The organism is Marinobacterium lutimaris (assembly GCF_900108065.1).
GTDB classification, from domain to species: Bacteria; Pseudomonadota; Gammaproteobacteria; order Pseudomonadales; family Balneatricaceae; genus Marinobacterium_D; species Marinobacterium_D lutimaris.
The window spans coordinates 272,422-292,916 of record NZ_FNVQ01000001.1 but is presented as its reverse complement, the minus strand read 5'-3'; the positions used below and the strand labels follow the sequence as shown (position 1 = coordinate 292,916).

Sequence of the window (20,495 nt, the reverse complement as noted above, 5' to 3'; positions counted from 1 at the left end):
GCGATGCAACAGGCAATGAATGCGAACAGATATCCGAGCCTCATCATGATTGCGGAAACTCATTCAGAATAGCGTCCGGAACATCCTCAGCACTGATACGCACTTCGTATTTCCCGATCAGCTCATCAAACACCTGCTCCTGCGCTTCCAATACGGCGTAATACTCGTATTGCCGTGCAACGAAATCCCGCACCGACTCGAAGGACGGCAGATGCTCAGGCTGATTCTGCTCCAGGTAGACCAGGTGCCAACCAAGTCCAGAACGAACAGGGCCGGCCCACTCCCCGGCTGGCAGACTTGCCAGAGCCTTGCTGAAACCACCGCCAAAGGCATTCTCGATCGCCGTCTCAGAATCGAGCTCCCATTCAAAAGGTAGCGAAGAAGAGTTCAGACTGGCCGCCACCTCGGCATTCGCACGCAGGCTGGCGAGTGTCTGCTTGAGCTGCTCCTCAGAGGTATGAGGCGCGAACAGCAGCTGCTTGAACGCGTATGCCTGCGGCAGGGTGAAAAAGGCTTCGCGCTCATGGAAGTAGGCGCGCAGACGTTCATCGGTGGGCGGCTGCATCAGCGTAGAAAGATCGTTCGCCACCGCTTCCATCTTCTGTGCCAGGCGCTTCTTCACGATCTGATCGTTGTGATCAAGGTTCATCCGCAGCGCTTCCCGGTAGAAAACTTCCTGCCGCAGATAACGATCGATAATCGCCGCCACATCTTCTGTGTTCGGGTCTCTGCGCCATTGGGCTTTCCAGAGCGTCTTAAGGTGATCGAGCTCAGCCTGATCGATCAGGATCACCTCGCTATCAGTCTCAACCTGCGCCTCTGGCGTTACCCAGGAGTAAGCACCGAAGACCAAACCACCTACTAGCAGAAAGTGAAGCAGCGGTTCCCTGACGATCGCTTTCCATGCGTTTCCTGTCATAACTTCAGTTGACCTCATGCCAGATGGGCGAGCCCCAGGCACGCTCAACGATCTCCCGCTTAACCTCGTCGGGATATTTCACACCTTCACGCAGCTCATCGTAGAGAGTCCAGCGTGCGGTGGGCAGCTGCAGAACACGAACGTAGTAATAGGCCTGCTGTGCGGGATCGAAATCCGGATCGGTCCAGACGCCCATCAGTTCGGGATCACCTTTTTCAGTGTTGAACTCACCGGTTGACAGGTTGATCGGCGCATCAATAGGTTCAACGCTGCCATCCGCCTTGAGTCGATCACCCGAAGCCACGGCGTTATAGACTTTGTCTTTCATCTCACCGTTTTCATACCATCCCTTGATGATCTGAATGCGGTCCAGGTTCGGGCCGATCGGGTCTTTAAGCGCCCACACCAGAATCTGCGGTGCTTCTTCTCCGGTGTAATCACTGCCCATCGGCACGCCCTTGGCGTAGCCATCGATCACCAGGGTTTCATAGCTGTCGTAGCTGCCGGCAAATCCCTGACCGGCGAAGGCGCGGACCTTCATACGCGGGCCGCTGGTGGCGAAGGTTTCCTTGGCGAGCATGGCATCCCAGATCGCACCACGGGTGTTAGAGGTCGCCCAGACACCGGTCAGTGCCCCGGGGTTGGCGTCGGCGATCAGCATTTCACCTTCCAGCATGGAGGTGGCACGCACCGCCGCAGTCTGGTCGGCATAGCCGTGGCTACCTACCTTGTAGTTATCCTCTTCGACATTGCTCGGCGTACCGTTATGGTTATCTGTACCGCCAACGAAGCCGTATTTGAACGGGTTCACGCCGATCTCGGCATTATATTTGATGCCTCGTCCCAGGCCGTAACGAACGAAGTTCTCCTTGACGAAACCACGGCCGCTGAATTTCTGAATCGAAACCGCATTCTCAAAATCGGCAAACTCGTCATTGGGCCAGAAGTTAGGCACGACCTCGGAGTTACCCTTCACCTGCATCATCTCGATCAGAGGTTCCATGCTGGCGCGGGTTTCCGCGTATTCCTTACCGATCGGCACGCCGGTCAAGCTGGCTTCAGCAAACAGCAGCCCCTTGGACTCGTTTGAGTTGTGCGGTATTGCGAACACCTTTTTGCCATCGTCACGATGGGTCTGCATCCAGGCCCAGAGCTGTTCGGGATCCGAACCATCACTGGATGAAAACGGCATATCGGGCAGATTGGTATCGCGGAACAGGATGTTGCGGTGCTGGTTCGACCCACCCGGGGCTGAGGTCCACTCATAGGCATGAATGGTGGTGAACTTGCCGGGTTCGTAATGCTTCTGCGTCGCTTCGTAGTTCTGTTTCCAGGTCGACTTGATCGCCTCGATACCCTGGAAAAATTCTGGATGCGGATCGCCCCCTCCCGCCAAAGGCGCCAACACGTATTTGTTGTAAAGACCCAGTGCCGTTTCCAGATCTGGGGCCTCACGAAAAGCTACAGCGACGTCATCGTCATACCCCGCCACTCCCTCATTCATAAGGCTGTACGCCTCACCGAGGAACTCGGAATGATCGGTGACTGCAGCAAAATCCAGCGGGCGCTTTATCTTGTGCAGGCTGCCGTTAACCATGATCTCCTCACCCTTGGCAAAGCGATAGGCATCATCGGGCGTAAGGCGGTTACCGGCAATGAAAGCATCCATGGAAACCCCTGTATGGACATGGGTTTCACCGAAATAGGCTTCTTTAAGAGGATTTTGAGGAGCATCAGCTTCGGAGGCTGACCAAACGGGGGTAATGACTGAAGCGAGAGCAACAAAAGCGGAGTAACGGGCGGTATTTGAGAGTCGCATGGCATCCATCTCCAGAACGAATTACGCTCATATTAGATGAATACGATGATTTATCCATGAAGAATAAGTGACTTTGTCCTACTCACCATTCCGCAGCTCAAAGCCAAAAAAAGGCTTATCTGCATCTGCAGACAAGCCTTTTTAAACGTCTCGCTTTTGCCTAGCCGTGGCGAATTTCAAACACGCAGTGGATACGTGAATTACGCTTGAAATCGGGATCCAGCGTCGCCGGTGTGGTATCGCGGATCGCAAACGCCTCCAGCGCTTCATAATCAAGACTGAAGCGGCGGTAGTTGTTGGAGAAGATCAGCAGGCCACCGGGACGCAGCAGCTCCATGGCATCCTTGATCAGGCGCACATGATCGCGCTGCACGTCCAGCACATCCTGCATCCGCTTGGAGTTGGAGAAGGTGGGCGGATCCATGAAGATCAGGTCGAAACGTTCCTTACGCGGACGCGACAGCCACTTGAAGCAGTCCTCCTGAATCAGAACATGCTTGGCAGGGTCTGCACCATTGAGCGCCAGGTTCTGCCGCGCCCACTCCACGTAGGTCGACGACATATCCACGCTGGTGGTGCTCTTGGCACCGCCCACCAGGGCGTGAACACTGGCCGAGGCCGTGTAACAGAACAGGTTCAGCATATCCTTGCCCTGGGCCTGCTGCTGAATCATGCGCCGCACCGGGCGATGATCAAGGAACAGCCCGGAATCCAGGTAGTCATGCAGGTTTACACGCAGCTTGCAGCCATGCTCCTCAACCGTGAAGAAGTGACCGATCTCGTCGTGACGGTTGTACTGATCCGTACCCGACTGACGCTTACGCTGCTTCAGCACCACCTGATCCGGGGTCAGCTCAAATACCTGCTGCACCACCTTCATCACATCCTGCAGCCGCTCAAACGCCTTCACCTTATCGACGCTGGCGGGTGGCGCGTATTCCTGCACCATCACCATGGAATCGTAGCAGTCCACCGCCACCGAATATTCGGGAATATCGGCGTCGTAGGCGCGAAAACAGGTGATCCCCTCTTTCTTGCGCCAGCGCCCCATCTGCTTGAGGTTTTTGCGCAGGCGGTTTTCGAACATCTGCGCCTGATCCGACAGCTTGTGGGTTTCAGTCTCGGCAGACTCTTCACGCTGATGCACCTGAAACATCAGCAGCTGGCTCGGGATAGCACCGTTAAACATGCGGTACTGCTTGTCCGCGCGCAGTTTCATCACTTTGCACAGCTCTGGGTTACCGGTGAAGACCCCGACGCGCCAGTTAACAAAGTGGGCCCGCAGCAATTGACCGAACAGGCGGTAGAGGAACATCAGCTCAGACTCTTCACCGAGACGCTCACCGTAAGGCGGGTTGGTAATCACCAGACCCGGCTCGATTCCCTGAGGCTGCTTAAGACCCGCGAGTTCCTGCTGACGGAAGCTGATAAAGCGATCCACACCCGCCTGGCGGGCATTATGCTTTGCCTTGTTGAGCACCTTGTCATCGGCGTCAAAACCAAACGCCCGGACAGAGCAGCGCTCAAGACCGGCGGCACGACGCTGTTCGGCCTCTGCGACGAGCTGCTGCCAGAGCGACGACTGATGACCGGGCCAGTAACTGAAGCCAAACTGCTTGCGCAGCAGGCCAGGCGCAGTATCGGTAGCCATCAACAGCGCTTCGACCAACAAGGTACCGGAACCACACATGGGATCGAGCACAAGCGTGCCCTCGCCCATCTCCGGCCAGCCGGCACGGATCAACACCGCTGCCGCCAGGTTCTCCTTCATCGGCGCTTCACCCGCCTGCTGACGGTAACCGCGGCGATGCAGGCTATCACCGGACAGATCCAGCGCGACACTGGCCTTGCCTTTAGCCAGGTGTACGTTCACCCGCAGATCCGGCCCGGTGCGCTCTACCGAGGGACGCTTGCCGGTGGCAGCACGCACCTGGTCGACCACCGCATCCTTGACCTTGAGCGCGCCAAAATGAGTGTTATTGATCGCGTTGCTCTTACCACTGAAATCCACACAGAAGGTACCCGAGGGGCGCAGGTGCTCCAGCCAATCCACCGTTTGCACCAGGGCATAAAGCTGGTCAGCGGTCTCTACCTCTGCCTCGCAGAGCTGCAGCAGGACGCGGTTTGCCAGGCGTGACCAGAGACAGATGCGGTAAGCCATCTCAAGTTCGCCTTCGGCGTATACACCAGCAACCGTTTGCTTGACGCTTTCGGCGCCCAAGGCAGACAGTTCCTGCTCCAGAAGTTGCTCTATTCCCTTGGGGCAGGTAACGAAAAATCTCATCTCAGACAGGGCTCCAGCGTGGGTAATTCAGCTCAGGTTCAGTTTTTTGGCCAGGTGAAATATTTTCACGGCACGGAACTTAATTTCAGACAGGTTACAAGCTTTTGAATTTACAGTTATTTTGCACCTGCGTCATAAGTTCCGCTATCAGAAATTTATTACAAATAGGTATTTTAAATTACACCTGAATACGACGTTCGAGATATGAATGAGTTCGAGACGACAGCGGTTAGTTGTCTCAAGCGTCAAGCGCGGCGGTATTCCCCGTCGCGCCACTTCGAAGAATAGAACAATGCGAGGCGCAATATGAAAAAACAGAAACGGGATCGTACCTCAACTCTGTTCAACCGCGGTTTTCAGGCCGGTCTTTGTGGCAAGTCCCAGAGCGAATGTCCGGTTCAGGCAACGGAACTTAGAAGCCACTGGATGAGCGGCTGGCGTGAAGGACGCGAGGCACACTGGAGCGGAATGTCCGGCGTTTCTGCAATACAGGCAAATCCATCACTTCATTAACCGATTAACAACTGACTATTCTTTACGATCGCCGGTCCGCTAAACCCCACCCTAGCGTTCCGGCACCGATGCTGATCAGCGCCTGGCGCTGTTCAGCATCGCGATCTCCCGAACAGCATCTCGAACCAATGCCGGGCCACGGTAGATAAAACCGGTATAGATCTGCACCAGGCTCGCACCGGCTTCAATCTTCTCCGCCGCATCAAACCCTTCGCAAATACCACCGACACCGATAATCGGCAGCGCGCCGCCCAGCTCTTTGGACAGGGTACGAATCGCCTGGTTGGAGAACTGACGCACCGGCTCACCGCTCAAGCCACCCGCTTCATCCGCCAGCGGGGAGTCCTCGACCCCCTCGCGCGACAGCGTGGTGTTAGTGGCGATAACCGCATCCATCTCGTAAGTTTTCAGCGAACCCGCCACCAGACCGAACTCTTCTTCGCTCATATCCGGCGCGATCTTTACCGCGATAGGTACATAGCGACCGTGTACCCGGGCCAGACGCGCCTGTTCGGTTTTCAATGCATCAAGCAGGCTGTTCAGCGACTCACCGAACTGCAGGGTACGCAGCCCCGGCGTATTGGGTGAGGAAACATTCACCGTGATATAGCTGGCACGGTCGTACACCTTGCGCAGGCACAACAGGTAGTCGTCGTTAGCCTTGTTGTTGGGTGTATCCTTGTTCTTGCCGATGTTGATGCCCAGCACGCCCTTGTACCGGCTGCCTTCCAGGTTGGCAAGCAGCTGATCAACGCCATCATTGTTGAAGCCCATGCGGTTGATAATCGCGCGATGCTCCGGCAGGCGAAAAAGGCGCGGCTTGGGGTTGCCCGACTGCGCTCTCGGCGTGACCGTACCCACCTCGATAAAGCCGAAACCCAGCGCTGCCAGACCGTCAACGGCAGAGCCGTTTTTGTCGAGCCCCGCGGCCAGACCAACCGGGTTGGGGAACCTGATACCCATCACCTCTACCGGCGTGGAGCTTTCCGGAGACCTGAACATACGATCAAGCCCGAGGGAAGAACTCATCGACAGGCTGCCAAGCGCCAGGTCATGGGCTTTTTCGGCATCAAGTTTAAACATCAGTGCGCGAGCCAGATCGTAGAGCATGGTTCCTCATCAGGCACAAAAAAATGATTGGACATTATAACGATCTGCTGCCGAGTTGACACCTCAACTCTCGCAGAGAAAAGACGGCGTAATTAGCGGCTCAACGAGGTCGTTTAAAGGCGGGAAATATCCTGCAGACGCCCTTCTGGCGAATAACGAATGCGGAAACTGCCACGAATCCCTTCACGGGTGACGAAACGCTTCAACGAAGTTGCAGGAAAACGTACCCTGCGGCCGTCACGCGCCCGCACGACCACATCGCGGACTTCACCGCGATAAAGCCGCTCAAACTCCCTGTCACTTATGTTTAGATCCACAATAAGTTCATTCATTGGCGTTTTTTTGCTCACTGACAGACACTAATATCACGTCTGCTCTTTCATACAGTTGCCATGCATTTTACCTTAACTGATAATGAATTAGAGGTGACGAGTCCAAACCTGTCCGGATTAATTAATGCAACGATTGCTAGCTGCGCTGTTACTGCTGGGAACCGCGACAACCGCATTTGCGGAGGCTGAAGCGACGCTGGACCGGACCGAGATCACTGCGCTGGACAACCTGACACTGACTCTCGAAGTGGATGACCAGGTCGAAAGCCGCCCCGACTTCTCACCGCTGCACCGCGATTTCCGTATTTTAGGCAGTAAACGCACGTTGATCTCCAGCCACAGCAGTGCCGGTCGCGATGTCCGCACCCGCTGGCAGATCACGCTGCGACCACGCAGCTCAGGCACGCTGCAGGTCCCGGCGCTAACCCTGGCAGAGCAGCTGACTCAACCTATCGCCATTCAGGTCGCAGAGGTCAGCCCCGCCATGGCAGGCCAACCCGGCGCCGCCACCTTTTTCGATAGCAGCCTGGACAGCCGCGACGTTTATCTGAAGGGCCAGCTGCTCTATACCGCCCGTATCTACCACCGCGACCCGCTACCACAGAACGCGCGCCTTATTGCCCCCTCAGCGGGAAACAGCGAGGTGCACGAGCTTGGTGAACGTCAGCACTATAGCGGCGAATTCCGCGGCGCCAACTATCAGATTACCGAGCAGCAGTACGCGATCTTCCCGGTGGAAACCGGCCCGTTGGTAATCGACGGGCCCCGGCTGCAGCTGCCACGCACCGCGGATCAGAACCTGACCGAGCTGCAGGGGGAAACGCTGGAAGTAGAAGTGCTGGAGCCAGCCCATCGCAGCACCCAGGGATCCTGGCTGCCGGCACAAAGCCTCAGCCTGGAAGAGAGCTGGAGCCCACCCCAGAACCTGCGCCCCGGCGGACGCTTTACCCGTGAACTGACCCTCACCGTGACAGGCCTGCCCGCCAGCAGCCTGCCGCAGCTGGTATCCACCGAAAGCGACGACTCTTACATTGAGATTCAGAATGTGAGTCTGAGCGAATCCGCTTCGCAGTTTGGTCTGGTAAGCACACGACGGGAGACGGTCAGCATCGAGCCGCTGGGTAGCGGTGACTTCAGTTTACCCCCTATTGATCTGCACTGGTGGGATGTCAGCCTGGACCGTGCGCGACACGCCGCCCTGCCCGCACGCCGCTTCCACGTTGAAGCACCGCCGCTGGTAGACTCTGCCGCTGCCGGTGTGGGATCGCTCGACGCAAACCCATTAAGCGGGCCTCGCCTTTACCTCCTGATCGGGCTATTGACCCTGCTCAGCATCGTCAGCTCGCTGGGCTGGCTTTACACCTGGTCAAAGCTTAAGAAATACCAGGCCGATAACAGCGCCGAGGAGAAAGAGGAGGAGATCCGCCGCCAGCGTAAGCTCCTGCTTGCCAACGACCGTGCAGAACGCAACACTTTCCAGGCCCTGGCTATCGCCTGCCAGCAGAATAACGCCGCTTTAGCCAAGGCACGCCTCACCGAGTGGGCACAGAACTTCTGGCCCGAGCGCCATATCGACTGCCTGGAAGATATCGGTGATGCCGCACGCAACCAGACGCTCGACTACCTGATTCTCGACCTTGAACAACAGCTCCACGATGACGCCAGTTTCTGGCAGGGCGACCTGCTGATGCAGGCGATCGATACCCTGCGGCGGAGGCGCCAGCACCAGCAGGAAGCAGTCACCAACAGCGCCAGCGAACCCACTTTTCTGCAGGCATCCTGATATCAAAAACCGGACTCTAGCACCATGAGCGACCGCTACCGCCAACACAACCGACTGATGCACTGGATAGGGCTTGGCGGCGTCGGCAGTCACGAAAACGCCCGCGCCCAACGCTGGGGCAAGCGCATGGAGTGGCCCATGCTGGCACTGGTGTTCTGGATAGTGCTGGACTGGTATTTGAAGGCCAAGGGTATGGGTTCGCCACAGCTGACGATGCTGACAGACTGGTTTACCTGGCTCTGCTTCACGGCCGAAATGGCGGTGATGCTCTCTCTGGTTGATGATCGCCGCCGCTATCTTCGCCGCAACTGGCTCAACCTGCTGATTATACTGACCGGTATCCCGGTGCTTCTCGGCGCTCAGTTTTTCTACACGGGCATGCTCAGGGGCCTGAGACTGCTGATCATGGTCAGCATTCTGTTTAAAGTCTCCCAGGACCTGAGATTGATACTGTCGCGTCACCAACTCGGCAAAACCATGGGCATCGCCTTTCTGTTTCTGGTGATGTCCGGATTCCTTATCTCAGGCATCGATCCAGCCTTTAACGGCCCGCTCGACGGCATCTGGTGGGCATGGGTGACCATGACTACGGTGGGATATGGCGACCTGGTTCCCTCCACCACCGAAGGTCGCCTGTTCGGCATGGTGCTGATCCTGCTGGGGCTGGGTCTGTTTTCGATGCTGACTGCCAGTTTCTCGGTGTTTTTCATCGAGCGCGACGAGCAGGAGATGGTCGAGAAGGAAGATCAGAACATCAAGCGGATCAACCAGCTTGAGGCCCGTCTCGATCGTATCGAGCACCATCTGGCTCGCGCCGTCACCACCCTTGAGCGCCTTGAAGCACTGGAGGCGCGGGAGCGGGCACCAAAAAATGAGCCGCCCCCTAAGCCTTCAAAACCTGAGTAAGCGCCGGTTCAAGATCGGTGTAGCGAAAGCTGTACCCGCTTTGCATTAACTTGGTAGGCACCACTCTCTGCCCCTTCACCACCAGATCCGCCGCCTCACCCATCATCAGCTGCATCACCGGCGTCGGCACCCTGAAAATACAGGGGCGCCCCAGCACCGAGGCCAGGGTTTTACTGAAGCTTTCGTTAGTCTCGGGCCTGGGTGCGGTCAGGTTGAACGGACCCTCCAGGGTTTCGTGATCGATCAAGTGGAGAATTGCGGCCACCTCATCATCGATATGAATCCATGACATCCACTGCCGACCACTGCCGATGGGGCCGCCGAGGCCAAAGCGAAACGGTGGCAGCATCTTATTCAGCGCGCCGCCTTTGCCTAACACCACGCCAGTGCGGATCAAACAGACCCGCACACCCTGCTCTTTTGCCTTGAGCGCTTGCGCCTCCCAATCGGCGCAGAGCTGATGGGCAAAGTCGACCTTTGGAGCGGCCTCCTCACCGAGCTCCAGATCGCCCTGACTGCCATAAAAACCTATGGCCGACCCACTCACCAGTACCTCGGGCCGAGCCTCAAGCCCTGCCATCCAACTGACCAGCTGCTCTGTAGTTTTAAGGCGGCTCTCACGCAACAGCGCCTTGCGCTTATCACTCCAGCGCTTGTCGGCGATGGGCGCGCCGGCCAGATTAACCACCGCATCCACGGGGCCACGTATCTGATCCAGCTCAGAGTACAGGCCAACCCGGGCGTCCAGTTCGGCCGATTCGGGCCTGCGACTCAACACCACTACGTCATCACCTCGCGCCAGCAGTGCCGCCACAAGACGACGCCCAATAAAGCCGGTACCGCCGGTGATCAGGACTCTCATGATTATTCTCCCCTGTGGGTTTCCGGTATATTGCTACGGGCAGTCCATCCCACTTGGTTCACCCACAGGATGCTGAAAAGCTATCTGCGTTGCCTCGGCTGCCTCAAAAGCGCTTTTCAACACCCTGCTTACTAGGAGATTAGCACAGCATGTTCACCGGCATCGTTCAGGGCAAGGCGCAGGTTATTGATCTGCAAAGAAAGGATGATTTCATGCGGCTGACACTCTCCCTGCCGATCGAGCATTGCGAGCGCCTGCAGACCGGCGCCAGCATCGCCGTGAACGGAACCTGCCTGACAGTAACCAGTTTCGAGGGCGCAAAGATCAGCTTTGACCTGATCGCTGCAACGCTGGATACCACCAACCTGGGCAGATTGGCTTTAGGTGATGAGGTCAACTTTGAACGTGCCGCGCGCGTCGGCGACGAGATTGGTGGTCATACCATGTCCGGCCACGTATTTGCCACGCTTGAGGTGTTGTCGATAGAACAGAGCGAAGACAACTGTGTCATCTGGTTTGAACGCCCGACCAAGCTTGCACCCTACCTGCTGGCCAAAGGCTTTGTGGGACTTAACGGATGTAGCCTGACACTGGCCCGCGTGGAAACCGACCGTTTCTGTGTTTACCTGATCCCGGAAACCCTGCGTATGACCACCTTCGGCTCAGTCACCGAAGGTGCTCGCGTCAATGTGGAGATCGATCCCCAGACCCAGGCGATCGTGGATACGGTGGAACGTTATCTCGCCGAACGCGAGAAGGCCTGAGGAACAGGAAACGGCTTCACAGATAGCAGGGCTGGATCACTCCTCGTCCCTGTCGCTGTAAAGGGCCTCGTAAAGATCGCGGTACTCTTCAGACTGTTTAAGCCCAAACAGCGGGTCGGTGGGTGAAGGCAGGGAGGCATCCAGCTTGCTCCAGTCATCATCGGAGCCAAGCTTTTCCAGGGCGGGGAATATTTTCCCCTCTTCCGTATCCAGATGCTCATTTTCCAGTTTCACAAACTGTTCCAGATGATCCACCATCTGATCCAGCGGCACCACTGCAGCATCGTGCAGCACCCCTTCAATAGAGTCCTTAATCTGGGATGAAAGATGCTTGAGCTCGGCATGTTCGGCTTCACAATCCGACATCAGCTTGTCCAGCTCGGCATCGCGACCCCGAAAGTACTCGAACATTCGGTCTTCGCGAGGGTGATGATGGATATCCGCGTAGCCACCTACGTAGCTGACCACATCGGACATCAGTTGAAAATTAGGGTGAGAACCTTCTCGAAACTTCTCTATCTTGCGCTCAAGCATGTCGAGCAGACGCTTCAGATTGACGTGTTCCTGATGCAGTTCCGCAATGATAGCCATAGTGAACCCTCCGAGTGAGTAGTGAGAAGACGGCTGGGAGATATCCGTACCATCCATTTCAGGCGAAGCTCTACCAGCGACCCTCACCTACCACTATAGACAACTCTCAGAACATGCCACTGGCTTAAATCAACTAAACGGCTTCCCCTGGAATTAGAGTTTTTCAACCAATTGAGACAGGCAGGTCACACGCAGATCGGTTAACTCCGGCCAGCCAGCATGCACACCGTGATCAACATGCACGGTGGCGGTACCGCAGGTGCGTCCGGCCTCCAGATCGTAGCGAAAATCCCCCACCATCACCGCTTGATCGGGTGTTGCCTGCCAACGATGGAGCAACGTCTGAATCCCCTCGGGATCGGGTTTCGGACGTGCTTCATCACGACCCAGCACATCCTCCGGGTTGAAAAACTCCAGCGCATTGATGGCGCGTAGCGAGCGTATCGCCACCGGCTGGGAGTTACGCGTCAAAATACCCATGTGGCAACCCCGAGCGGCCAGAAGATCCAGCAGCTCAACCACACTGGTCGCAGGCTCGGTCTTGGCAGCATAAAAGAGTTCAAGCTCGTCCAGACGCTCGAACTGGTACTCTTTCTCCGGAGACGGTAAAGCCCCCAGGGTCGAGAGAATATCCGCATCCGGCGCCAGACCGAGTTCACGGCGAATATGGGCAAAATCATGCACCGGCCGGGTCAAGGTGCCATCCAGGTCAAAAACCCAAAAACGGCGCTCCAGCAGATCAGTCACGGAATCCCTCCGAGTTATCGGAAATTTCGGCATCGCTATCGACCAGATCGAGCAACATGCCGAGTTTATGTTCTATGTCTTCCAGCAGGCTGCTGCTGACGGCGCCGCGTTTTGGCACCACCACCTGCTCCAGTTGCAGAATGCTGCGCTGACTTTCCCGCAGCGCCTGCAAGAGGTTACGCGAGCGTTTCTTGTTACTGTCAGTGAGCTGTTCGATCCGATGCAGTGTATGGCGCAGCTGGTCATCCAGATCCTCGAGATGCTGGCTGACCGACAACATGCCGCTGCTGAGCGAGTAGTTAACGTTCTCGACCTGATGCTCGAGCTGAAATACCGCATCACGAAAACGGGACAGGAACTGCTCACCCTCGCGATCCATGTAGATCGCCAGCAGCTCTTCCGGTAACAGCGCGCGGTTACGACCATCGGTTCGAATACGGTACTCACCACCGTGGGTACAGTAAGGCTTGAGATTGCCACTGGGGATCTCGACACGCAGTACCGGTCGAGCCTGGGAGAGGTTTTCTGTGTAGATCCGAAGATCAATATTGGGAATGCATTCGGTGGCTTTGTTGACCAGCAGCAGACGCGCCCGGTCATCCACATCGCAACCGACCACCCGACCCCGCTGAACGCCATCGGGGCTGGTGTATTCGTCTATACCGATCAGCAGCGTACCACCCTGGGGAGAGTTGGCGAACGCTACCAGATCGGCACTGCGCACCGCCTGAACCTCGCGCTTGAAATCGATATTGATCCCTTCCGGCGCCTCTAGCAGCTGCTGGGTGCGCCGACTCAGGCGTCGATACTCACGCTTCACGGTTCAGGCTGCCGGCTTACTGATACAGCGCGTCGTCGAACGGGTCGATCGGATTCTCGAGCATATCGTCTTCACGGAAGTAGAGAATCCGTCCCTGAAACTTCAGCCCTTTGCCTGCGAACCAGCGCTCCATCTGCTCACGGCCCTCTTCCGCCTGGGAGCTCTGGTACCAGGCCAGCGCTATGCGGTAGAAGTACAGGCCAAAAAGTGCGGCGGAAGCGCCCAGGAAGAAATCGGAGGCCAGTGCGAACAGCAGCATGATCAGCCCCGCAATCCAGACCCGGCTTGCCCGTGCATCCTTCAGAGCATCATTGGCGAGGGTAAACTGCTCCTGATACTTCAGAAAGCGGCGATAGTTCTGCTGCAGTTCGAACTTGTCGGATACGCCAAGGGTTCTATCCATTCTCTATTATCCCGGTTGTGTTTTATTCCATAGATTCAAAGCCATCGCGAGGGGCAGCGTCAACCTCTCCCGCGACGTTTATACAGAAGCCGGGCTCACGCCAGGCTCTTGCTGACCACTTCGTAGACGTCCTTGGACAGCTCTGGCTGCGCCAGAATACGCTCCAGTTCGGCTGTCATCAGCTGCTGGGCAGCCTGCGGATAACGCTTCCAGCGGGTCAGCGGTGTCAGCAGACGCGCCGCAATCTGCGGGTTCTTCTTATTCAGCTTGATGATCCAGTCCCCAAGGTAACGATAGCCGCTGCCATCCTGGGCATGGAAGCTGACCGGATTCTGAGCACAGAACGCCGCCACCAGCGAGCGCAGCTTGTTCGGGTTCTTTGCATCAAACAGCGGATGCTCCTGCAGCGTTTTTACCCGCTCCAGCGCACCGGACCAGGGATCGCTGGCCTGAACCGCAAACCACTGGTTCATTACCAGCGCTTCATGGTGCCAACGGGTATGGAAATCATCCAGTAAACGCTGACCCGCTTCGCGGAAGCCGGAATGAACCACCAGGCTCAGCGCCGCCTGCTGATCGGTCATATTATCGGCATCGACGAACTGCTCCTCCGCAAGGGCAAGCAGTGCATCTTCATCGGTGGCCAGCAGATAGCCGAGGGCGAGATTCTTCAGCGCACGACGGGCGCAGGATTCCGCATCCGGGCTGTAAGGCTCATCCGATGTGCAGCGCTTGTAAGCCTCCAGCCACTCGGGCTGCAGAGCCACAGCCAGCGCCTTGCGCAGGAACTCCCGCACGGCGTGGATCGCGTCAACCTGGATCACCTCCGCAAGCTCTGCCAGGTAAGCCTCGCTCGGCAGACGCAGCAGATGGGCAACCATGGCCGGATCCAGGGATTCATCGTTAAGCACGGCACGCCAGCTATCGACCATCGCATCCGGCAGGCTCAGCGCCTTTCCGGCCAGATGATCTTCGATCAGCTGCTGCATCAGATTCACGGCGATACGCTGACCGGCATCCCAGCGATTAAAACCATCGCCGTCGTGTTTGAGCAGGAGCAGCAGTTGCTCGTCGCTGTACGGATAGCTCAGTTTCACCGGCGCGGAGAAACCGCGCAGCAGTGACGGCACCGGTTTCTCCGGCAGATCGTCAAAGGTAAAAGTCTGCTCGCTGTCGGTCAGTTCCAGCACGCCGGCTTCCAGCTCAACGCCGTTCTGAGCCACCAGACCGTATGCCACCGGCATATGGAACGGCAGTTTTTCAGTCTGTCCCGGCGTTGCCGGGCAGCTCTGACGCAATGTCAGGCTGTAAACGCCCTTGGCGGCATCCCAGCTATCGCTGACTTCAACCCGCGGCGTGCCCGCCTGGCTGTACCAGCGTTTGAACTGGGTAAAATCGCGACCAGAAGCATCGGCCATCGCCTGGACGAAATCATCGGTGGTCACCGCCTGACCGTCATGACGTTCAAAGTAAAGGTCGGAGCCCTTGCGGAAGGTTTCCGCGCCCAGCAGGGTGTGTAGCATGCGAACCACTTCCGCACCCTTTTCATAAATGGTCAGGGTGTAAAAGTTGGAGATTTCGATAAAGGATTCAGGACGCACCGGGTGCGCCATGGGGCCGGCGTCTTCCGCAAACTGTGCCGTGCGCAGCATGGAGACGTCTTCAATACGCTTCACGGTGCGCGAATTCATATCAGCGGAAAACTCGGAATCGCGGAAGACGGTAAAGCCCTCCTTGAGACTGAGCTGGAACCAGTCACGACAGGTGACACGGTTACCGGACCAGTTATGGAAATACTCGTGCGCAACCACCCCTTCGACGCGCTGGAACGCGGCATCGGTAGTGGTACGCGGGCTCGCCAGCACGCAACTGGTGTTGAAGATGTTGAGCCCCTTGTTCTCCATGGCGCCCATGTTGAAGAAGTCCACTGCCACGATCATGTAGATATCCAGATCGTATTCGCGGCCATACACCTCTTCATCCCAGCGCATGGCGTTCTTAAGCGACAGCATGGCGTGGTCAAGCTTGTCGAGATCCTTGTTCTCGCCATAGATCTGCAGCTTAACCTTGCGCCCTGATGCCGTGATGTAGCTGTCTTCGAGCACCGCCAGATCACCGGCAACCAGCGCAAAGAGGTAAGCGGGCTTGGGGAAGGGATCATCCCAGGTGACAAAGTGGCGGCCATCATCGGCCGAGCCGCTTTCTACCGGGTTACCGTTGGAGAGCAGTACCGGGTAAAGCTTGCGATCCGCTTCCACCGTGGTGCGGAACACAGACATCACATCGGGACGGTCAGGGTAGAAGGTGATGCGACGGAAACCTTCCGCCTCGCACTGGGTGCAGAACATGCCATCAGACTTATAGAGCCCTTCCAGCGCGGTGTTGAGCTGCGGATGGATTCGGGTCAGACACTCCAGTACAAACTCATCCGGCACATCGGCGATATGCAGCAGCTCGTCATCGCGGCTGAAATCCCGCTCTGACAATACCTCGCCGTCGATAGAAAGACGGCAGAGTTCAAGTGATTCATGACCATGCAGCTCCAGCGGTGACTTGCCGGAACGCGCAGGATTGCGCCGTACCTTGAGAGTGGCACGGACCAGCGTTTCCTCTTCATAGAGCTCGAAACGCAGGTCGGTGTGATCGATCAGGTATGCCGGAGCCTTGTAATCCTTGAGGTAGATCGGCTCTGGTTGCTGTTGAGACTGTTGAGACCCCTGCTGAGACATTGTCACTCCTGAGTTCACGCGAAAATGCTGACCTGATAGGCACCGAACTTGCGGATATTGATCACGCCGGTATCCAGTATCAGATATTGCCCCTTGATGCCGAGCAGCGTGCCCGCCACCTCTGGCTGTTTGTCGAAATTAAAGGTGCTCACCTTGGTCGGATGTTGCAATACCGGAAACTCGATATCGACCTGAGCCTGCTCCGGCAGCTCTCGGATAGCATCCGCACCATGCTCCTGCCGCAGCACCGAAATTGGCTCGGCACAGAGCTCCAGCAAGCGGTCACGTTCGGCTTTCAGATCCAGCTCCGGCACCTCGCCCTTGAGCATGGCACGCCAGTTGGTCTTATCGTTTACATGGGCGGCAAAAACCTGTTCCAGCAGACCGGAATGAAGACGGTTGTCCACTTCAAGAATCGGCAGCGCCATCACCGCACCCTGGTCGATCCAGCGGGTCGGGATCTGCTGGCGACGGGTGATACCCACCTTGAGGCCGGAGGAGTTTGCCAGGTAGACGATGTGTGGCGCGAAGCAGTTGCGCTCACCCCAGGCAGGATCGCGGCAGGTACCTTCGTGAAAATGGCACTTTTCCGGCTTGACGATACAGCTGTCACACTGCGGCAGCCGGGTAAAACAGGGATAACAGAAACCCTGGTTGAAACTCTTCTTGGTCTTGCGGCCACAATGAAGGCAGTTGATCGCACCTTCGTACCTGAGCGTGATCGGCTGTCCGAGCAACGCATTCATATCGATGGTCTGCTCAGCGTCATCCAGCCTTAAGCGGTATTGCACCGGCGATTCCAGTGCGACTTCCATCTTGCGCAGAGCGCCCTTACCCAGTAACTCCATTCGGCTCAGTGCTCAGTCAGAATCTTGATTGTATCCGCAGCAAAAGGATCGCTGCCATGCTTGCTGCCATCAGCCTTGGTGCGATCGATAAAGCCAACCCGATCTGCCTCCGGCATATTGCGCGCATGTTCATAGGCGATTACCGCACGCAGGCTGGTTTCACGCTGCTCCTGAGTGAGGCGCTCGCCATTGGGCCACTTGCCCAGTTCAACCGCTCGCTTTAGTGACTGGTAGACCTCAGGCGTCATCGCCTCGATCATTTTTTCAAAATTCATCGGTAAAACTCCCGCTGTTTCTACTCTTGCTCATACTAACACAGCGCCACTCAACGCGGCCCGAACAGGCGTCCGATTGGATACCAGGCCAGGCCTGCGAGCATGCCAACCAGATGCGCGGTATTTGCGATAGCCCCCATACCCGCACCTTCGAGTACGCCGGTGTATCCCAATGCGAGCCACAGCACCATCAACCCCATCAGTGCCGGCGGAAATCCGAAGCGGCGGCGTTTTTCCAGCCGATCCCAGATCCAGGTGTAGGCCAGCAGACCAAACACCACACCGGACATACCGCCAAACAGCGGACCAGAGATCAGGTACTGCGCGAGGTTTGATGCCACACCGGTAACCAGCACCAGTGCCAGCAGCGCCTTACCGCCCTGCATCACTTCGACCCGCTGCCCTACTACCCAGACCCACAGCAGGTTGAACAGAATATGCAGCACGCTGAAATGCAGAAAAATCGGCGTAACCAGACGCCACCACTGCCCCGAAGAGAGCATGGTCAGCACCGACCCGATGCTCTGATCATCGGTGAGATAGTTGGTAAAAGTCAGCCATGACATCCAGCTGTCATTGACACCAAAGCTGATCAGCAAGGTAGCCAAAACGCTAAGAGCGATCAGCGCAAGCGTCACCGGTATCCGCGAAGGGTTCACCGCCTGAACACCAAAACGGCTCTGGCGCCGAACCGGACGCCGGATCTCTATGGCATTAAGGTCACCGCCATCCTTCCAATACTGATAAAGCGACCGCACCTTACCCGGATCTATAGAGGGAGAAACCAGCAGCACCTGCTTGCCCTCCTCCTCTATCACCCGGTGAGGAATCTCATATTCCCAAAGCAGTGCGGTAAAAGGCGCCAGGTCTTCACTTAGCGGCGCACTGAAAACAGGGATCATCCACCCAACTCCGCATCCATGCGACCCACTTCTCTGGCCACATCCACCCAAACAAATTTATCGCGCCGGAAACTGGTTTCATCATCCAACCGATAGGCTACAAGCTTGCCGTATTTCACGGCGCTGTAATCGAGACAGACGATGTTATCGGTGATCGGCTCAGGCACCCCTTCACACCAGTAGTGCCCCATAAACAACAGCTTCTCATCGGGGCTGTAATAGAGCAGATCTTCACGCTGGGACGGCTGAATCTCACGCCGCGCCACATGCTCAGGCAAAGGATCGGGCTGAAACACCACATCGCCAAGGCGCTGAGGGGTTTCAGCCCAGAATTTGGTGCGGAAGAATTTACGCTTGAAGCCATCGCGACTGACAATCACCTCATCGTTCGGCAACCGCAGATGAGTACCGCGCAACAGACGATCCATCACATCCCATTCGAAGCTACCGGAAACCGAGGAACGCAGCAGAAACTCATGATCGATACGGCCGTCCGGATGCTCCGCACGAAAACGATCAATCAGTGTTTGCGACCAGCAGGCGTGCACCGCCCGAAACCTGTCCGTCTCGATAAACAGGGGCATCTGCATAAACCACTGCAGGTAATCGTTTAGCTCTTCGGGGTACTCGGCGAACTGGTCGAGCGTCTGTTGCAGAATGCGCTGATGACGCGGGTTGTGTTCCCGCAGGAAACCCCTGCCGTCGGGGGATGGTGTGAGGTAACAAAGAAGGTTGTACTCATGGTTACCCATGATAATACCGGCCTGGCCGCCATCGACCATGGCGCGCACAATATGCAGCGCCTCACGGACATGCGGCCCCCGATCGACAATATCGCCGATGAACAGCGCCTTGCGTGTCGGGTGTCGGTAAACCCCATCGATGCGGCGGTAGCCCATGCGATCAAGCAGCAGGCAGAGGCTGATCGCACAGCCGTGGACATCGCCGATCAGGTCAACGCCCTGAAAGTCTTCTGTCACAAGTCACCTATTCGCCCAGCTTGGTGCCCCAGCCCAGCTTCTCCCGACAGGTGCGGTAGAAGTCATAATCCAGCGGGTGCAGCAGCTTAAGTTTGTGCGGTTTTTTGTGGATGGTCACCGTGTCACCCGGCGCCAACGCAATATTCATCTGACCATCGCAGGAGATCGAAGGATAGGTTTCGTTGCGCTCGCTGATTACCAGCTTGAGCTCACTGCTGCCATCGACAACGATCGGGCGGCTGGACAAGGTATGGGGAAACATCGGCACCAGCACCAGCGCATCCAGCCGCGGGTGCATAATCGGTCCGCCGCCAGAGAGTGCATAGGCAGTAGAGCCGGTCGGCGTGGAAACGATCAGACCATCCGATCTCTGGGTGTATACGAACTGGCCCTCGATGTAGAGCTCAAACTCGATCATCCGGGTCGCCTTGCCCGGGTGCAGCACGCAATCATTCAGCGCGGTGGATTCAGCGATCGGCTCACCATCACGCTTGACCGTCACATCAAGCAGGAAGCGCGTATCGACGGCATAGCGTCCGGCGAGCACCTCTCCCACCTTCTCTTCTATCTCAGCGGGAGTGATATCGGTTAGAAAGCCCAGGTTACCGCGGTTAACGCCAAGCACCGGCACATGGCTTTGCGCCAGGGAACGTGCTGCACCAAGCAGGCTGCCATCGCCACCGACGACAATCACCAGGTCGCAGCTTTCACCCATGCGGGACTGTTTGGCGACCTGGCGGCCGTGACCCGGCATCACCTCGGCAATTTTTTCATCGAGGATGATATTCACCCCCTGATCTTCCAGATACCGGATCAACGCCTTGAGCGTATCGATCACCTTCTTGCTGCCCAGGCGACCGATCAGACCGATATTTCGAAAACTCTCCATTGCACTGCCCTTAGTGTTG

General features: G+C 57.0%; 20 protein-coding genes. 4 read left to right on the top strand and 16 right to left on the bottom strand.

The genetic code is table 11. The features are described from left to right. Positions 1 to 43 precede the first annotated feature (43 nt). The 3 genes from C4S72_RS01445 to rlmKL form a co-directional block, all read right to left on the bottom strand. Complete coding sequence (locus C4S72_RS01445) at positions 44 to 919, bottom strand: peptidyl-prolyl cis-trans isomerase (RefSeq protein WP_160115429.1); 876 nt, start codon at positions 917 to 919, stop codon at positions 44 to 46. Positions 920 to 923: 4 nt separating this feature from the next. Beyond that, positions 924 to 2,738, bottom strand: a complete 1,815-nt coding sequence (locus tag C4S72_RS01440) for a DUF3604 domain-containing protein (RefSeq protein ID WP_160115428.1) — start codon at positions 2,736 to 2,738, stop codon at positions 924 to 926. A gap of 160 nt (positions 2,739 to 2,898) precedes the next feature. Next, positions 2,899 to 5,022 (bottom strand): bifunctional 23S rRNA (guanine(2069)-N(7))-methyltransferase RlmK/23S rRNA (guanine(2445)-N(2))-methyltransferase RlmL, encoded by a 2,124-nt coding sequence (gene rlmKL / locus C4S72_RS01435; protein ID WP_104001296.1) that lies wholly within the window; start codon positions 5,020 to 5,022, stop codon positions 2,899 to 2,901. A 306-nt stretch (positions 5,023 to 5,328) separates the two neighbouring features. Here rlmKL and rmf point away from each other — a divergent pair, with 306 nt between their 5' ends. Continuing rightward, positions 5,329 to 5,535 carry a ribosome modulation factor gene (gene rmf / locus C4S72_RS01430; protein ID WP_081849848.1) on the top strand — a complete coding sequence of 69 codons (207 nt, stop codon included), beginning with the start codon at positions 5,329 to 5,331 and terminating at the stop codon, positions 5,533 to 5,535. Positions 5,536 to 5,610: 75 nt separating this feature from the next. Here the strand turns inward: rmf and C4S72_RS01425 are convergent, their stop codons facing one another. Together C4S72_RS01425 and C4S72_RS01420 are read right to left on the bottom strand one after the other, a co-directional pair. Beyond that, positions 5,611 to 6,645: a quinone-dependent dihydroorotate dehydrogenase gene (locus C4S72_RS01425; protein WP_104001295.1), complete on the bottom strand. Its 1,035-nt coding sequence runs from the start codon at positions 6,643 to 6,645 to the stop codon at positions 5,611 to 5,613. Positions 6,646 to 6,758: 113 nt separating this feature from the next. Then, complete coding sequence (locus C4S72_RS01420) at positions 6,759 to 6,977, bottom strand: DUF2835 family protein (RefSeq protein ID WP_104001294.1); 219 nt, start codon at positions 6,975 to 6,977, stop codon at positions 6,759 to 6,761. A gap of 124 nt (positions 6,978 to 7,101) precedes the next feature. Between C4S72_RS01420 and C4S72_RS01415 the strand changes: the two genes are divergently transcribed. Both C4S72_RS01415 and C4S72_RS01410 read left to right on the top strand, forming a co-directional pair. Next, entirely contained in the window at positions 7,102 to 8,760 is a 1,659-nt protein-coding gene (locus C4S72_RS01415; RefSeq protein WP_104001293.1) for a BatD family protein, read from the top strand. 24 nt (positions 8,761 to 8,784) lie between these two features. Beyond that, positions 8,785 to 9,666 carry a potassium channel family protein gene (locus C4S72_RS01410; protein ID WP_104001292.1) on the top strand — a complete coding sequence of 294 codons (882 nt, stop codon included), beginning with the start codon at positions 8,785 to 8,787 and terminating at the stop codon, positions 9,664 to 9,666. Here the strand turns inward: C4S72_RS01410 and C4S72_RS01405 are convergent. Further along, complete coding sequence (locus C4S72_RS01405; RefSeq protein ID WP_104001291.1) at positions 9,644 to 10,528, bottom strand: TIGR01777 family oxidoreductase; 885 nt, start codon at positions 10,526 to 10,528, stop codon at positions 9,644 to 9,646. The two genes, C4S72_RS01410 and C4S72_RS01405, sit on opposite strands and share 23 nt — an antisense overlap. Before the next feature lie 149 nt (positions 10,529 to 10,677). On the opposite strand from C4S72_RS01405, the gene C4S72_RS01400 reads away from it, so the two are divergent. Next, entirely contained in the window at positions 10,678 to 11,292 is a 615-nt protein-coding gene (locus tag C4S72_RS01400; RefSeq protein ID WP_104001290.1) for a riboflavin synthase subunit alpha, read from the top strand. Positions 11,293 to 11,328: 36 nt separating this feature from the next. Here C4S72_RS01400 and C4S72_RS01395 read toward each other — a convergent pair whose 3' ends face one another. From C4S72_RS01395 to C4S72_RS01350, 10 genes are all read right to left on the bottom strand, one after another. Beyond that, a complete protein-coding gene (locus C4S72_RS01395; protein WP_104001289.1) occupies positions 11,329 to 11,883 on the bottom strand; it encodes a hemerythrin domain-containing protein in 555 nt (184 codons plus the stop codon). A 153-nt stretch (positions 11,884 to 12,036) separates the two neighbouring features. Beyond that, entirely contained in the window at positions 12,037 to 12,630 is a 594-nt protein-coding gene (locus C4S72_RS01390) for an HAD family hydrolase (protein WP_235009011.1), read from the bottom strand. Beyond that, a complete protein-coding gene (locus C4S72_RS01385) occupies positions 12,623 to 13,450 on the bottom strand; it encodes an AlbA family DNA-binding domain-containing protein (RefSeq protein ID WP_235009010.1) in 828 nt (275 codons plus the stop codon). The genes C4S72_RS01390 and C4S72_RS01385 overlap by 8 nt, the downstream gene beginning before the upstream one ends. A 16-nt stretch (positions 13,451 to 13,466) precedes the next feature. Then, positions 13,467 to 13,853, bottom strand: a complete 387-nt coding sequence (locus C4S72_RS01380; protein WP_104001287.1) for a hypothetical protein — start codon at positions 13,851 to 13,853, stop codon at positions 13,467 to 13,469. 95 nt (positions 13,854 to 13,948) lie between these two features. Then, positions 13,949 to 16,582, bottom strand: coding sequence for an aminopeptidase N (pepN, locus tag C4S72_RS01375; protein ID WP_104001286.1), 2,634 nt, complete (start codon positions 16,580 to 16,582; stop codon positions 13,949 to 13,951). Positions 16,583 to 16,596: 14 nt separating this feature from the next. Next, the gene (locus C4S72_RS01370; protein WP_104001285.1) at positions 16,597 to 17,430 is read right to left on the bottom strand and encodes a DUF2797 domain-containing protein; all 834 of its coding nucleotides are present in this window, start codon (positions 17,428 to 17,430) and stop codon (positions 16,597 to 16,599) included. Positions 17,431 to 17,435: 5 nt separating this feature from the next. Then, a complete protein-coding gene (locus C4S72_RS01365) occupies positions 17,436 to 17,705 on the bottom strand; it encodes a YeaC family protein (RefSeq protein ID WP_104001284.1) in 270 nt (89 codons plus the stop codon). Positions 17,706 to 17,755: 50 nt separating this feature from the next. Then, on the bottom strand, positions 17,756 to 18,607 hold the full coding sequence (locus C4S72_RS01360) for a rhomboid family intramembrane serine protease (RefSeq protein WP_104001283.1): 852 nt from the start codon (positions 18,605 to 18,607) through the stop codon (positions 17,756 to 17,758). Further along, entirely contained in the window at positions 18,604 to 19,587 is a 984-nt protein-coding gene (locus tag C4S72_RS01355) for a metallophosphoesterase (protein WP_104001282.1), read from the bottom strand. The genes C4S72_RS01360 and C4S72_RS01355 overlap by 4 nt, the downstream gene beginning before the upstream one ends. Positions 19,588 to 19,594: 7 nt before the next feature. Continuing rightward, positions 19,595 to 20,476, bottom strand: coding sequence for an NAD(+) kinase (locus tag C4S72_RS01350; protein WP_104001281.1), 882 nt, complete (start codon positions 20,474 to 20,476; stop codon positions 19,595 to 19,597). Positions 20,477 to 20,495: the final 19 nt, after the last annotated feature.

What these genes read in the sequence shown, in the direction of transcription:
- C4S72_RS01400 (WP_104001290.1), top strand. Translation starts at nt 10,678, where the DNA reads ATGTTCACCGGCATCGTTCAGGGCAAGGCGCAGGTTATTGATCTGCAA.
- rlmKL (WP_104001296.1), bottom strand. Translation starts at nt 5,022, where the DNA reads ATGAGATTTTTCGTTACCTGCCCCAAGGGAATAGAGCAACTTCTGGAG.
- C4S72_RS01410 (WP_104001292.1), top strand. Translation starts at nt 8,785, where the DNA reads ATGAGCGACCGCTACCGCCAACACAACCGACTGATGCACTGGATAGGG.
- C4S72_RS01380 (WP_104001287.1), bottom strand. Translation starts at nt 13,853, where the DNA reads ATGGATAGAACCCTTGGCGTATCCGACAAGTTCGAACTGCAGCAGAAC.
- C4S72_RS01360 (WP_104001283.1), bottom strand. Translation starts at nt 18,607, where the DNA reads ATGATCCCTGTTTTCAGTGCGCCGCTAAGTGAAGACCTGGCGCCTTTT.
- C4S72_RS01415 (WP_104001293.1), top strand. Translation starts at nt 7,102, where the DNA reads ATGCAACGATTGCTAGCTGCGCTGTTACTGCTGGGAACCGCGACAACC.
- C4S72_RS01365 (WP_104001284.1), bottom strand. Translation starts at nt 17,705, where the DNA reads ATGAATTTTGAAAAAATGATCGAGGCGATGACGCCTGAGGTCTACCAG.
- C4S72_RS01425 (WP_104001295.1), bottom strand. Translation starts at nt 6,645, where the DNA reads ATGCTCTACGATCTGGCTCGCGCACTGATGTTTAAACTTGATGCCGAA.
- C4S72_RS01445 (WP_160115429.1), bottom strand. Translation starts at nt 919, where the DNA reads ATGACAGGAAACGCATGGAAAGCGATCGTCAGGGAACCGCTGCTTCAC.
- C4S72_RS01405 (WP_104001291.1), bottom strand. Translation starts at nt 10,528, where the DNA reads ATGAGAGTCCTGATCACCGGCGGTACCGGCTTTATTGGGCGTCGTCTT.
- C4S72_RS01350 (WP_104001281.1), bottom strand. Translation starts at nt 20,476, where the DNA reads ATGGAGAGTTTTCGAAATATCGGTCTGATCGGTCGCCTGGGCAGCAAG.
- pepN (WP_104001286.1), bottom strand. Translation starts at nt 16,582, where the DNA reads ATGTCTCAGCAGGGGTCTCAACAGTCTCAACAGCAACCAGAGCCGATC.
- C4S72_RS01395 (WP_104001289.1), bottom strand. Translation starts at nt 11,883, where the DNA reads ATGGCTATCATTGCGGAACTGCATCAGGAACACGTCAATCTGAAGCGT.
- C4S72_RS01370 (WP_104001285.1), bottom strand. Translation starts at nt 17,430, where the DNA reads ATGGAGTTACTGGGTAAGGGCGCTCTGCGCAAGATGGAAGTCGCACTG.
- C4S72_RS01440 (WP_160115428.1), bottom strand. Translation starts at nt 2,738, where the DNA reads ATGCGACTCTCAAATACCGCCCGTTACTCCGCTTTTGTTGCTCTCGCT.
- rmf (WP_081849848.1), top strand. Translation starts at nt 5,329, where the DNA reads ATGAAAAAACAGAAACGGGATCGTACCTCAACTCTGTTCAACCGCGGT.
- C4S72_RS01420 (WP_104001294.1), bottom strand. Translation starts at nt 6,977, where the DNA reads ATGAATGAACTTATTGTGGATCTAAACATAAGTGACAGGGAGTTTGAG.